The organism is Carboxylicivirga agarovorans, from assembly GCF_050589845.1.
GTDB lineage: Bacteria > Bacteroidota > Bacteroidia > Bacteroidales > Marinilabiliaceae > Carboxylicivirga > Carboxylicivirga agarovorans.
Genome location: NZ_JBNGPA010000004.1, coordinates 1 through 12,617 on the forward strand (window position 1 = coordinate 1; position 12,617 = coordinate 12,617).

General features: G+C 39.3%; 12 protein-coding genes, 1 pseudogene and 1 riboswitch. Of the genes and pseudogenes, 4 read left to right on the top strand and 9 right to left on the bottom strand.

All coding sequences use genetic code 11. The annotated features are described in order from the left end of the window. The 6 genes and pseudogenes from ACRD69_RS05950 to ispG form a co-directional block, all read right to left on the bottom strand. Positions 1–137, bottom strand: a pseudogene (locus ACRD69_RS05950) (endonuclease domain-containing protein); the annotation flags it as partial. Positions 138–985: 848 nt separating this feature from the next. Continuing rightward, complete coding sequence (locus ACRD69_RS05955; protein WP_430814157.1) at positions 986–1,375, bottom strand: hypothetical protein; 390 nt, start codon at positions 1,373–1,375, stop codon at positions 986–988. 255 nt (positions 1,376–1,630) lie between these two features. Continuing rightward, the gene (gene rpoN / locus ACRD69_RS05960) at positions 1,631–3,079 is read right to left on the bottom strand and encodes an RNA polymerase factor sigma-54 (RefSeq protein ID WP_430814158.1); all 1,449 of its coding nucleotides are present in this window, start codon (positions 3,077–3,079) and stop codon (positions 1,631–1,633) included. 192 nt (positions 3,080–3,271) lie between these two features. Beyond that, the gene (gene asnS / locus ACRD69_RS05965; protein ID WP_430814159.1) at positions 3,272–4,720 is read right to left on the bottom strand and encodes an asparagine--tRNA ligase; all 1,449 of its coding nucleotides are present in this window, start codon (positions 4,718–4,720) and stop codon (positions 3,272–3,274) included. 161 nt (positions 4,721–4,881) lie between these two features. Then, the gene (locus ACRD69_RS05970) at positions 4,882–5,667 is read right to left on the bottom strand and encodes a hypothetical protein (RefSeq protein ID WP_430814160.1); all 786 of its coding nucleotides are present in this window, start codon (positions 5,665–5,667) and stop codon (positions 4,882–4,884) included. Between the two features lie 130 nt (positions 5,668–5,797). Then, entirely contained in the window at positions 5,798–7,663 is a 1,866-nt protein-coding gene (gene ispG, locus ACRD69_RS05975; protein ID WP_430814161.1) for a (E)-4-hydroxy-3-methylbut-2-enyl-diphosphate synthase, read from the bottom strand. A 151-nt stretch (positions 7,664–7,814) separates the two neighbouring features. Between ispG and gldA the strand changes: the two genes are divergently transcribed. Then, complete coding sequence (gene gldA / locus ACRD69_RS05980) at positions 7,815–8,717, top strand: gliding motility-associated ABC transporter ATP-binding subunit GldA (protein WP_430814162.1); 903 nt, start codon at positions 7,815–7,817, stop codon at positions 8,715–8,717. A 41-nt stretch (positions 8,718–8,758) separates the two neighbouring features. Here gldA and pdxH read toward each other — a convergent pair whose 3' ends face one another. Further along, positions 8,759–9,397, bottom strand: a complete 639-nt coding sequence (pdxH, locus tag ACRD69_RS05985; protein WP_430814163.1) for a pyridoxamine 5'-phosphate oxidase — start codon at positions 9,395–9,397, stop codon at positions 8,759–8,761. Between the two features lie 200 nt (positions 9,398–9,597). On the opposite strand from pdxH, the gene ACRD69_RS05990 reads away from it, so the two are divergent. From ACRD69_RS05990 to rimM, 3 genes are all read left to right on the top strand, one after another. Next, positions 9,598–9,774: a hypothetical protein gene (locus tag ACRD69_RS05990; protein WP_430814164.1), complete on the top strand. Its 177-nt coding sequence runs from the start codon at positions 9,598–9,600 to the stop codon at positions 9,772–9,774. Between the two features lie 174 nt (positions 9,775–9,948). Beyond that, positions 9,949–10,518: a cob(I)yrinic acid a,c-diamide adenosyltransferase gene (locus ACRD69_RS05995; protein WP_430814165.1), complete on the top strand. Its 570-nt coding sequence runs from the start codon at positions 9,949–9,951 to the stop codon at positions 10,516–10,518. 45 nt (positions 10,519–10,563) lie between these two features. After that, positions 10,564–11,094, top strand: a complete 531-nt coding sequence (gene rimM, locus ACRD69_RS06000; RefSeq protein ID WP_430814166.1) for a ribosome maturation factor RimM — start codon at positions 10,564–10,566, stop codon at positions 11,092–11,094. A 69-nt stretch (positions 11,095–11,163) separates the two neighbouring features. On the opposite strand, the gene ACRD69_RS06005 is transcribed toward rimM, so the two are convergent. Next, the gene (locus ACRD69_RS06005; protein ID WP_430814167.1) at positions 11,164–11,589 is read right to left on the bottom strand and encodes an acyl-CoA thioesterase; all 426 of its coding nucleotides are present in this window, start codon (positions 11,587–11,589) and stop codon (positions 11,164–11,166) included. 4 nt (positions 11,590–11,593) lie between these two features. Beyond that, positions 11,594–12,157 carry an L-threonylcarbamoyladenylate synthase gene (locus ACRD69_RS06010; protein WP_430814168.1) on the bottom strand — a complete coding sequence of 188 codons (564 nt, stop codon included), beginning with the start codon at positions 12,155–12,157 and terminating at the stop codon, positions 11,594–11,596. A 165-nt stretch (positions 12,158–12,322) separates the two neighbouring features. Next, positions 12,323–12,524, top strand: a riboswitch (cobalamin riboswitch). Positions 12,525–12,617: the final 93 nt, after the last annotated feature.

Sequence of the window (12,617 nt, forward strand, 5' to 3'; positions counted from 1 at the left end):
TATTCCCCATCTAATTCGATAGCTAGCTTTAATTGAGGACAATAAAAATCCAGAATGTATTGCCCAATAGAATGTTGTCGCCTAAACTTCAGATCCCATATTCTTTTTCCTTTAAGGTAATTCCAAAGTTCACATTCCGCTGGAGTTGCTCTGTTTCATTAGTTTTCTCCTATAAATCATTTCTGGCCGGTTACTTTTCATATCTTTCTTATATTGTTGAAAACTAATTTATAAAAAAGACTTAAAACCACCTCCCCTCTCCTTCGTCGAGGTACTCCTCCTTGCCAGGAGGAGAGCTGATTTACAGCTTGCAAAACACTATATATGTGAATGTTTGAATCTTTTCGAACACTCGTGGGCGTTGCCCCTTGTTGTGATGTTTTAGGCCTTCAGCCTAAGAAATATCTTATTTACAAACTGGATCCATTATGCATTTAGAAAAGCTGGTAACTTCCTTAATAGCCTCTTTAGTTTATTTCTAATTCGCCAGAAAATTAAACATTTCCAGATTAGACCCAGCTTTTGTATATGATCCATTGTAAGCCCTTGAAAAAGGCTCTCCACACAACTCTTGTTTATCAGAATATTAATATTTAACCCTCATTACGGCAGCCATCACAAAAGTCCCTTCTTGTGGTCTGTCAGGGCTCTGCTTCGGGATCAACCTCGCTGGCAGCGAGGTTGATCCGAAGGTGTTCCGAAGAAATACCGAAGCGGCCCCGAAGGATTACCGAAGAAACATTAAGGCGCAACAGAAATAGTACTAAACCGTTACCGAAGCCATTTTTCGGGGCAAAATTGTCAATACACTCACCTTATCCACTCACTGAGATGAATTATTGTTAATAAGACATCAGCGTTTGGGGAGCATGATCTTACCTCCTTGCTTTCTGATAAATTTTGTAAAATGAACAATGGGTATGAACAGGTTGCTACCTTTTACCGGCATGAATTTCAGTGATTACGATATGTTGTGCGTTGGCATCTACATCAAAACGCCCCAAAACACTACCACCCCTCCCAGTAAATAACCACAATGCACCTGGGCAGGTGTATGAGCATTAAGATACAGGCGCGAGCTTCCCAGTGCTCCCGAGATAAGTAAGATAAATGTAAAAATCATCCAGGCATCAATTCCGAAACGAATGGAAACAGCAAGAATGGCGCCTGTTAAACCACCTATTCCAATCATGTGCATACTTATTTTCCAAAAGAATGTAATACCCAATGCAATGGCAATAACGAGGATGGTGGCCAACATAAACCCTTTAACAAAAGAGGGAACCACAGGAATACGGTTTAACAGGAAAAAGCCCAGTAAATAGAAGAAACCGGTACATACCGTCGGAATGATCCTTTCGCGCCGTTCTTTCATGTATACACTTTTAATAACCCCCAATAACATAAAGAGTGGCATAAGCGTTAATGGCAACACACAAGTACTGAGAAAGACGATAAGGTAAACGACCCGTTGGTGATCTATAGGCAGATAAGTTAAATGTCCTCCAATATTAAATATTAAAAACAAGCCCAACGTAGGGATAAGCATTGGATGGAAAAGGGTTGATAATACTTTGGAAACTATCTGCATACGATTCAATAAAAAGCCGGCTTACTAACCGGCTGTTATTTAAAGTTCTTTTCTTAACCTGGCTACAGGAATATTTAACTGCTCCCGGTATTTCGCTACTGTACGTCGGGCAATATTGTATGACTTCTCCTTTAAGATAGCAGCCAGTTTATCATCGGTTAACGGCTTACGCTTATCTTCGTTGGAAATACATTCTTCCAATATCTTTTTGATCTCACGCGTACTTACTTCCTCTCCCGATTCGGTTTGCATACCCTCGGAGAAGAAATATTTCAATGGAAAAATACCAAAGTGCGTTTGAATATATTTACTGTTTGAAACCCTTGAAATTGTTGAAATATCCAAATTCGTTCGTTCAGCAATATCTTTCAGGATCATTGGTCTCATCTTGGTTTCATCACCCTCGATAAAATAATCGTGCTGATAATCCAGAATAGAATTCATAACAGTCATCAGCGTATTTTGCCGTTGTTTGATCGCATCGATGAACCATTTGGCCGAATCGAGCTTTTGTTTCACAAACATCACTGCATCTTTCTTATCCTGAGTCTGATTCTTTTTATTGGCACTATAATCCTCCAGCATATCAGAATATGTGTTACTGATACGAAGTTCGGGCACATTACGGTTATTCAGGCTTAGCTGAAACTGCTCATCTTCTATTTCAAGAATAAAATCTGGTATAATATGCTGAACCGTCTTGCTCATAGGATTACTGTATGAGCTACCTGGTTTCGGGTTTAATTTTAAGATTTCGCCCAGTGCATCCTTCAACTCATCTTCATCGATATGCAGGCGTTTGCTTATTTTATCGTAATGCTTGCGCGTGAACTCTTCAAAATGATGTTTTAATACCTGAAAGGCATTTTCAATATCGGGGAAAGATCTGTCTTTACGTTGAATTTGCAATAGTAAACATTCCTGAAGATCACGTGCGGCAACACCTGCCGGATCAAAATCCTGCACTATCTCAAGTACATCGAGTGCTTCACGCTCATCCACTTCAATGTTTTGTGCGAAAGCCAGGTCATCGATAATCTCATCCACCTCCCGACGCAGATATCCATCTTCATCAACATTACCAATGATGTACTCGGCAATATTACGCTGTCTGTCGGTGAGTATGCGCAAGCCAAGCTGACCGATTAAATGTTCATGAAAAGTAGCTCCTGTTGAAAACGGTATGTCTTCATGTTTATCGTCTTTGGAGAAGTTACGTGCCTGTAACTTATATGCTGGGATATCTTCGTTATTGATATATTCATCAATAGATAATTCATCACGTTCTACTTCTGATTCAGGAGTATCCGGCTCATCCTTGTCCGGGTCCGGTTGTTCACGTTCGAGCTCTAAGATCGGATTCTCTTCCAACTCTTTTTTAATACGCTGCTCCAACTGTGCTGTTGGTATCTCCAGCAGCTTGATCACCTGTATTTGAAGAGGTGATAACTTTTGTAGTAGCTTTTGTTGTAAACTCTGTTTTAACATCCCTATCGCTTCAATCTTATCGTTCCTGTATCGACTTCACGTTATGAAACTATCGTGCGTCTCGAACAAAATTAAGATTTATTAATCAAAACAGTAAGAAGCAGCGTTATTTTTGATGAATAATATGGATTAATAAAAAAAATGCCGGCTTTCAATGAAAACCGGCATCTATATTTACAATTTATTCTTTTTTTAAAATTCAGCTGTCTTTGGTGCACGAGGGAAAGGAATTACGTCACGGATGTTACCCATCCCGGTTACAAACAACATCAATCGCTCGAAACCTAAGCCAAAACCACTGTGAACCACCGACCCGAAACGGCGCGTATCAAGGTACCACCACATTTCTTCAGCAGGCACATCCATTTCTTTCATGCGGGTAACCAGTTTATCGTAATCTTCTTCACGTTGTGAACCACCAATGATCTCACCAATCTGAGGGAATAGTACATCCATGGCACGAACTGTTTTTCCATCATCGTTTTGCTTCATATAGAAAGCTTTGATGTCTTTTGGATAGTCAGTCAGGATAACCGGTTTCTTATAATGCTTCTCAACCAGGTAACGCTCATGCTCTGATTGAAGATCACTACCAAAACCATCTATCGGATATTTGAATTTACCCTTTTTATTTGGTTTAGAGTTTTTCAATACTTCAATCGCATCTGTATATGGCAAACGGATAAAATCATTAGCCAGTACAAACTGAAGCTTTTCGATCAACTCCATTGAACGCTCGTCAGCTTTCTTATTTTTTTCTTCGTCCTGAAGACGCTTACTTAAGAACTTCAGATCATCCATGCAGTTATCAAGAGCATATTTGATCAGGTATTTCAAAAACTCCTCTGCTAAATCCATGTTGTCATCAAGATCATAGAAAGCCATCTCAGGTTCAATCATCCAGAATTCAGCCAGGTGGCGCGATGTATTAGAGTTTTCGGCTCTGAATGTTGGTCCGAACGTGTAAATTTCACCCATCGCCAGGGCAGCCAACTCACCTTCCAACTGTCCTGAAACAGTCAGGTTCGTTGCTTTGCCGAAGAAATCCTGTGTATAATCGATTTCTCCTTCTTCTGTGCGCGGCATATTATCATAGTCTAAGGTGGTCACCTTAAACATTTCACCTGCTCCTTCAGCATCAGAAGCCGTAATAATTGGCGTATGAATATTGATAAAACCTTTCTTGGTGTAGAATTCATGTACAGCAAAGATCATGGCGTGACGAATACGTGCGATAGCTCCAAAGGTATTGGTACGATAACGCAAGTGAGCATTTTCACGTAAGAACTCAAGCGTGTGCTTTTTAGGCTGAATAGGATACTTTTCAGGATCACAGTCTCCCATCACTTCAATTTCCTTGGCATGAATCTCAACGCTCTGTCCGCTACCTGCTGACTCTGTTATTTCACCATTGATAGATACCGCTGCCCCGGTAGTGATGCGCTTCAGTAATTCCTCATCAAAGTTAGGCACATCAACTACTATCTGTATATTATGAATGCATGACCCGTCATTTAAAGCAATAAAATTAACTTGTTTATTACCTCGTTTGGTTCTTACCCAACCTTTCACATTAGCCTGAGCACCATATTCGGTACTTTTCAACAGCTCTACAATTTTTGTTCGACGAATCTGTTCCATTTTTATTTCTATTTAATTTCAGGATTGCAAAATTAATGATTTGTTTTTATTGACAACTAACTCATTGATTAAATGCAAGTGAATTACTTATTTTTCTATCAATTTTATACAAAAAAAGGTGACTCGTAGCGAATCACCTTTTAATTTCTGAATAACTCAGTTTATTTTTTTGTGAATCGCTCCATTTTATTGTCATAATTAATATAGTAACGGCCTTTTTCAATTCCCGCTACATTAACTTCTGAACCATATCCTTTAAAGACAATTCCACCGTACTCATCATATATTTCATATAGAGTAGAAGAAGTGAAAGTAATCTTATCAACCACCTTATTTGGTCCGTATGATACTTCTTCTTTTGTAGAAATGCTCTTAACCTCATCAGAGTAACGTGGCTTATTGCGATAATCAATCTGCTTAACACGGAATTTGTTCTCCCCGCTATGTAACCTTACAGTAACTTCGTAAGAATTGGATTGAACAGTACCTTTCCCTTCAACTTCACCGACTTTCACCCACTTATTCCAGCGGTATTGCTCAACGATAAATGGTAATGCCCCTGATTCTTTGGAGGTTTCCCAACTAAGCTTATCATTAGTAACATTGATATTACCAACTACGAAAGTAGCTCTGGGATTCAATACTTCAGGATTCAGTACTTTTGGCTCACACCCGTCTTTGTATTTAATTTCAACGATCAGTGCCTCACCAATAATAAACTGGTAAACACCTAAATCAATTTCAAAAGCACTGGAGTTAATTTCATCAGTGGTCGTTTGTCCGTTTACTGTCACCTCGTAAACGCAAAAACCCACTCCAGAAGCGGCAAAAGGATTCTTTACATACAGGTTTTCACCCTGAAATGTACCTCTAAGCTCAATCTCACCTGCTTGAGCACTTGTTATGGTTAAAACCGCGGCAAAGAATAAAAGAAATATCCGTTTCATTTAGGCTAGACTCAGTTAGTTAATTTTTGAGAAACGCAATTTATAAAATTAGACCCACATAGCAAAAAAATCATTCCGAACAGCCAAAAAAATCCATGACTGGCTGTATTTCTTTGATTAAAAATCATTTCTATGCAGGATCGACCCAATCTCCATGCTCTTTAATTAGCTTAATTAACTCTTCAACTGCTTCTTCACGTGGCAGATTTCGTTTGATCAAATCGCGTTTTTTAAATAAGCTAACGGTTGAGGGCCCAGAACCTATATATCCGTAGTCGGCGTCGGCCATTTCACCTACTCCATTCACCACGCAACCCATAACTGCAACTTTAAGTCCCTTCAAATGAGAGGTTCTGGCTTTAACCTGTTTTGTTGTTTCCTGTAGGTCAAATAAAGTACGGCCACATCCCGGACAAGAAATAAACTCCGTTTTAGTAAAACGAACCCTTGATGACTGTAAAATCTCAAAAGCCGTAGTGATAACATCAGCATTCGATAAACGGCCTTCGTTTTCCAGGTAAAGTCCGTCTGCAAAACCATCAAGAAACAATATCCCGGCATCTGCAGCTGCTTTAATCTGAAAATCCTCGGCTTTATCTTCATTGTATGAATTATGCAGAACCACCGGATGTGTTAGACCGCTTTCATTCATCTTAAAAAAGAAAGCCCGTTGCTCTACGGGTGCATTAATATGCTGTGACCGGAGAAGAATAACAACATTCTTCTCACACTTAAGCTTACTAATAACATCGGCAGAAAGCTCTTCATAAGACACTGATAGAAAACAGGTTGATGGTAGTTCCTCTGTCTCCGTAAATTCAGTGGCATTCAAAACAGGGTAAGTTTTACCTGATGTATTGCCGGTCTTCCAGCCGGCAAATGGTATGATGTAGTTTTGATAATGATTCTTAACATCTTCAGGCAATTCGATAAATGAGTAATCTGCTTTAAGCTTTTCCCCTTTTACAAAACGATCTGAAGCATCGGCAATAACCACTGCGGTATTATCGCCACCAATATTTAAGACAGGGTGCGATTTTCTCCTGTTGTATTCAAATGGTGTGAAACCATCGGTTTGTGCACTCTCTATCTTTTTATGCCCTTTACGCGCTTTTATATAGTTAACCAATTTACTTGCTACAGGCACTTCCTTTTCCGGATCTTCAGTCAAAGAAACACGAATAGTATCCCCTAAACCATCTACTAACAATGCACCGGTTCCCACCGCAGATTTTATCCGTCCTTCATCTTCACTACCCGCTTCGGTAACTCCCAAATGCAGTGGATAATTCATCCCTTCCTTTTTCATGGCAACAACAAGCAATCGCACCGTATGCACCATAATACGCGTATTACTTGCTTTAATACTCAGGACTATATCTTTAAAATCCAGCTCTTCACACATTCGAAGATATTCCATACAGGCTTCCACCATGCCCTTGGGTGTATCACCATAACGGCTCATGATACGATCAGACAATGAACCATGGTTGGTACCTACTCGAATAGCTGTTCCATATTGTTTACAAACATTCAGAAAGGAACTCAGTTTCTCTTTCGCCAACCTAAGTTCTTCGTCATACTGCTCCCCGGTATAGTCGAGCATAAACTTTTTTGCTCCACCGGAAAAGTTACCAGGATTAATGCGAACCTTTTCAACATTTGAAGCTGCAACCTTAGCCGCATTGGGGTTAAAATGAATATCAGCCACCAATGGTGCATCATAACCTTTTTCACGAATGATCTTTTTAACATTTTCCAGGTTATGTGCTTCACTTCGCCCTTGTGTTGTAATGCGTACAATATCCGCTCCTTCGTCCAGTATACTCATCACCTGTGCTGCTGTCGCTTCAGCATCCATAGAATTGGTGGTGGTCATGGATTGAATTTGAACAGGACTATCACCCCCAATAGCGGTAGAACCAACACTCACTTTTCGAGTAGGATTCCGATGATAGTTGAATAAATCTTCGCAGTATAATGGATCTTTTGACATTGCTCTTTTTCTAAGTTCAAGGAATAAATGCAAAAATAGATATTAATGTTCATTTTAAGCTACATGCTTTTACTATTGATAACAGCTTTTTTGCCTTTACTTTTATTTGGCCGAGTTAATTGATACTTTTGATTTCTAAATCTGTTCTGTTATGTCAATTGTAGTAAAAGATGTTGTCAAAGAATTTGGACGACAAAAAGCCTTAAAAGGTGTTTCTTTCTCCATCTCATCGGGCGAGATAGTTGGTTTTTTAGGACCTAATGGGGCCGGCAAATCAACCATGATGAAGATTATCTCGGGTCTTTTGCCTCAATCGGATGGTGAAGTGGAAGTTTGTGGCATTAACAATGGTGACTATACGGATGTTTTCAGACGAAAAATAGGTTATTTACCCGAGCACAATCCTCTTTATCTGGATATGTATGTTAAGGAATACCTGTTGATGGTGGCTGAGCTTTATAAACTACCCCATAAAAAGCAACGGGTAGCTGAAATGGTAGAGTTAACAGGCCTTACTCTTGAACAGAATAAGAAGATCGGCACACTATCAAAAGGGTATCGACAGCGTGTTGGTCTGGCTCAGGCACTGATTCACGATCCGGAAGTATTAATATTGGATGAACCAACCACAGGTCTTGATCCCAACCAGATACTGGAAATAAGAAACCTCATTAAAACAGTTGGTAAAGAGAAAACCGTGATGCTAAGTACGCACATTATGCAGGAAGTAGAAGCTATCTGCGAACGTGTTATTATTTTAAATCGTGGCGAAGTTCTGGTTGATCATCCTTCGACAGATTTATCAGCATTACAAAAAAGCGGCAGTTCAACTGTTTTTGTGGAATTTGATAAAGAACCGGATATCACTTCAATGAAAAACATCAGTGGCGTCCTCAATGTTGAGGAGCTTACAAGCACTGAATTTAATATTGATGCAGATGAAGATGTACGTAAATCCATTTTCAATTACGCAGTTGACAATGGTTTCAGCATATTGACCATGACCCGCAAAGAACAGAATCTGGAAAGCGTTTTCCACGGTTTAACCCAATAAGCTGAACCAATGCGCGTAAAAACATGCTCCCTAATTTTTGATCAGGGAGCCAACTGCCTTATGGTCCAGTTATCATTTTCAAGCTTGTATTGAAATCGATCGTGCATTCTATTGGCCCTTCCCTGCCAAAACTCGATGGATTGAGCTTTTACAACATAACCACCCCAATGCTCTGGGCGCGGTATCATCTCATCTTTATATTTTAACTCCAGTTGTGAATATTTTTCCATTAACTCCTGGTTGTCATTGACAACTTCACTCTGATCGGATGCCCAGGCACCAAGCTGGCTTTCACGTGGCCTTGACTGAAAATATTCGTCAGACTTTTGTGAGGCTACCCTTTCAACTGTACCCCTGATCCTCACCTGTCTCTCTAATTCAGTCCAGAAGAAGTTAAGAGCCGCTTTGTTGCTGGTATTCAACTCCATTCCCTTTTCGCTGTTGTAATTGGTAAAGAAAACAAAGCCTCCATCGCATACCTCCTTTAACAGAACGATGCGACAATTGGGCATACCATCCTTACTAACGGTTGCAAGTGTCACTGCTGTTGGTAAGTTACACTCTGCTTTTATTGCTTCATCCATCCACGTATTAAATTGCTCAAAAGGGTCCTTGTGCAACTCTGATCTTTTTAAAGCTCCCTTATGGTAATGCTCGCGTATATTGGCCAGTTTGTTCATAATTCATAATTAATGATTCATCATCTGGGTAAACAAGATTTTTATGGCAATGGTTTAGTCCATGCAGTAGTTTTAGTCATTGAATTTTATCAAATCCTGATTTTCCTAATGGAAATAAATATTAATCTTATTATGTTTGGTGCTAATAATAGAAGACTCGTTTCGTTTTAACTATTGTTAAACCTATAAATGAATTCATAATGACACTAAAAAAAGTATTAGCGATCACCTTGCTTTTATTATTCCTGGTAAGCAGTATATTAGGTTTCTTTGCGGTATTTGAAGAAAGGTGGATCAGATCCAGCGTTCTTTTTGGCTACTCTATTGCCATCTTATTTTTCAACCTTAAACTCATTAACTCCATTGAAAAGTCGTAAATACCTTTTAGGCATATACTGATCAGAGAAAGAGCAATTATTCACCGGCTCTATTTTTTCATCCTGAGCTAAGGTTTAGCAATAAATTAATTTTCAAACCTTTTTATCATCTGTTTGTTCAGAGTGATAACAGATAATTTCCCAGGCTTTGCCGGGGTTATGATACTTTTGAACATGAAGATATATACTAAAACAGGAGATAGAGGACAAACTGATCTTTTAGGAGGAATAAGAGTTAACAAAGATGATATCAGGGTTGATGCATACGGTACATTTGACGAAGTCAATTCATTTATTGGATTACTGAGAGCTAAACTTGAGCCCAAACACGAATGGCAGGATAAATTGCATAACATACAGGTTGAGCTGATGAATACCATGAGTCACCTGGCAACACCAACTGAGTTGAAGGAGAAAAATACAATGCCATTGCCCGATAATATGGATAAATTTTGCGAGCAATGGATTGATGACATTGAATCACAGTTAAGCAGCCGATCAGATCATTTTATTTTACCCGGTGGAAATGAAGTTTCAGCATTATGTCATGTGGTTCGTTCTCAACTGCGCAGGGGCGAACGAAAGCTGACGGCATTACATCGTGAATATCCGGTTGAACGACCCATCTTACTATTTATTAATCGTTTATCTGACCTGTTCTTTAGCTTATCGCGGGCGGCTATGGAAGAAGCTCATTTACCCGAAGAACGGTGGAAAGCTTTTTTATACAATCGTGGTAAGTAAGCACAAAGCTTTTTATTATACCTTTGTCAGCTAAAGTTATTAGCGATGATTGAAAAGCATACCTGTCGCCAGATTGGCGTGATAGTAAAAACGCATGGCATAGCCGGAGAAATGGTTATTCGGTTATTTGACGAATTTTCTATCGACGACATGGACACGGAGTTCCTGTTTTTGGATTTAGATGGTGGGTTAGTTCCCTTCTTCCTGAATGAAGCACGCGAAAAAAACCAGTCTGATGTGTTGGTAAAGTTTGAACAGGTACAAAGTGATAAGGCAGCTTTGAGCTTAATGGATGCGCCTGTATACGTCAATAAAACAAGTGAGGAAAGTGCAGGTGAAGACGCTGCGGAGGCATTCTCAGCATATCAGCTGGTTGGATATCAATGTCAGGCTGTTGGCCATGGTCACATTGGCGAAATCATTGCTATACGTGACATTTCCAAAAACCCTTTGTTTGAAATTGACAATGACGGAGAAGAACTTCTGATACCAATTGTTGAGCATTTCATTGCAGGAATAGATGACGAGCAACAGTTGGTAATATTTGATTTACCTGAAGGTTTAATTGATATGTAAACCTGAAATTAAATCAAACGTTGAATAGTAAGACCTTAAGGCTGATCAAACCTCAAGGTCTTTTGTTTTTTAGTAGGATCTTTTTTCCCATTGTGATATGGCATCCCGCCATTCGGGCAATAGCTCCAATGACTCTTCAGTTCTCTTGTTAAAGCCAACCATTACCGATTTACAGCTGGCTTTAACAGATTTAGTTTGCTTACACACAACCTGTTGCACCATCTTTAAACTCTTTGTTCCAATGGCCACTATAGCTGTTTCAACTTCCAGATCATCTTTAAGGTATACCGGTGAAAAGAAGTCAGTGTTAATATTGACAACTATTACAGTTTCATCGCCCTTAAAAACAGTATCTCCAAATACTTCATTGAGGTAATACATGCGGCCTAAATCAAAATACTCCTGAATTGTGGTATTATTGACATGGCCCAGTCCGTCAACATCGTTGAAACGAACCTGAACCGCGGTACGGTGATTAAATTGAATTTCTTCCATAGGTTTATTCGCGAATGATTTTCACCTGACCATCCTTTGTCAGCTTGATAATACTTGATGGTTGTGGATTATTTATTTCCTCCTGGCGAAAATTAACAATGTAATCTACACCTGTTTTTATAACATCACTGACTTCTCCAAAATTTAGCGGTGATGATTCCCCACTAATATTGGCAGAAGTTGACACAATTGGTTTTTTAAATCGAGCACATAGCTGATTGGAGAACTTTTCTTCGGTGATACGAATACCTATGCTTCCATCTTCACCCAAAAGGTTAGAAGGCAGGTTCTTGGCATCATCGTATATGATAGTTAATGGTTTGGTTGTTAACTCAGCCATATCATAAGCCACTTCAGGTATGTCATTTACGTAGCCGCCAAGTTTAGCAGTATTATCTAACAAAACCAGCATGCCCTTTGTGTTTAAACGTTGTTTTAGCTTGTAAATACGTTCAACCGCTTCTGCATTGGTAGCATCACAACCTATTCCCCAGATAGTATCGGTAGGATACAGAATAACACCGCCATTTCTTAATACTTCGAGCGCCTGTTTTAAGTCGTCGTGCATAATAATAAATTTTGGTGAAAGATAGGAAAAAGCGGCTACAGTGAAAAAGCACAAGACTACATAGACAATATGAATTAAAAGAACTACGCTTAGGTTTGTTTGAAACATTTGTAGTATCATTGAACATTTTGGCGATAATTCCTTTTTCCTTTACAAAAAATATTTACTTTTGCGCCGCATTTAGGTTTGCGCTGTGCTTAACCGGCCAGTGCAATGAAAAGGGAATCCGGTGTAAATCCGGAGCTGTACCCGCAGCTGTAAGCCCCTTCGTATTCTGAAATCTGTATGCCACTGTTGACCAATGTTCAATGGGAAGGCTTTTCAGAATGGGGTGAGCCAGAAGACCTGCCTGTTTGCGCGACAGTATTCTTTGCTTTCGGGATAAAAGCAGGTTGATAGCTTTAGCGTATCATACATTTTTATTTCCCTGTTGAATATTGTCTGTTAAGAACTTTTTTAA

Coding starts and splice junctions, on each gene's coding strand:
- rpoN (WP_430814158.1), bottom strand. CDS start 3,079: ATGTTAAAACAGAGTTTACAACAAAAGCTACTACAAAAGTTATCACCT.
- ACRD69_RS06005 (WP_430814167.1), bottom strand. CDS start 11,589: ATGGAAGAAATTCAATTTAATCACCGTACCGCGGTTCAGGTTCGTTTC.
- ACRD69_RS05955 (WP_430814157.1), bottom strand. CDS start 1,375: ATGAAAGAACGGCGCGAAAGGATCATTCCGACGGTATGTACCGGTTTC.
- gldA (WP_430814162.1), top strand. CDS start 7,815: ATGTCAATTGTAGTAAAAGATGTTGTCAAAGAATTTGGACGACAAAAA.
- pdxH (WP_430814163.1), bottom strand. CDS start 9,397: ATGAACAAACTGGCCAATATACGCGAGCATTACCATAAGGGAGCTTTA.
- ispG (WP_430814161.1), bottom strand. CDS start 7,663: ATGTCAAAAGATCCATTATACTGCGAAGATTTATTCAACTATCATCGG.
- ACRD69_RS06010 (WP_430814168.1), bottom strand. CDS start 12,157: ATGCACGACGACTTAAAACAGGCGCTCGAAGTATTAAGAAATGGCGGT.
- ACRD69_RS05990 (WP_430814164.1), top strand. CDS start 9,598: ATGACACTAAAAAAAGTATTAGCGATCACCTTGCTTTTATTATTCCTG.
- rimM (WP_430814166.1), top strand. CDS start 10,564: ATGATTGAAAAGCATACCTGTCGCCAGATTGGCGTGATAGTAAAAACG.
- ACRD69_RS05995 (WP_430814165.1), top strand. CDS start 9,949: ATGAAGATATATACTAAAACAGGAGATAGAGGACAAACTGATCTTTTA.
- asnS (WP_430814159.1), bottom strand. CDS start 4,720: ATGGAACAGATTCGTCGAACAAAAATTGTAGAGCTGTTGAAAAGTACC.
- ACRD69_RS05970 (WP_430814160.1), bottom strand. CDS start 5,667: ATGAAACGGATATTTCTTTTATTCTTTGCCGCGGTTTTAACCATAACA.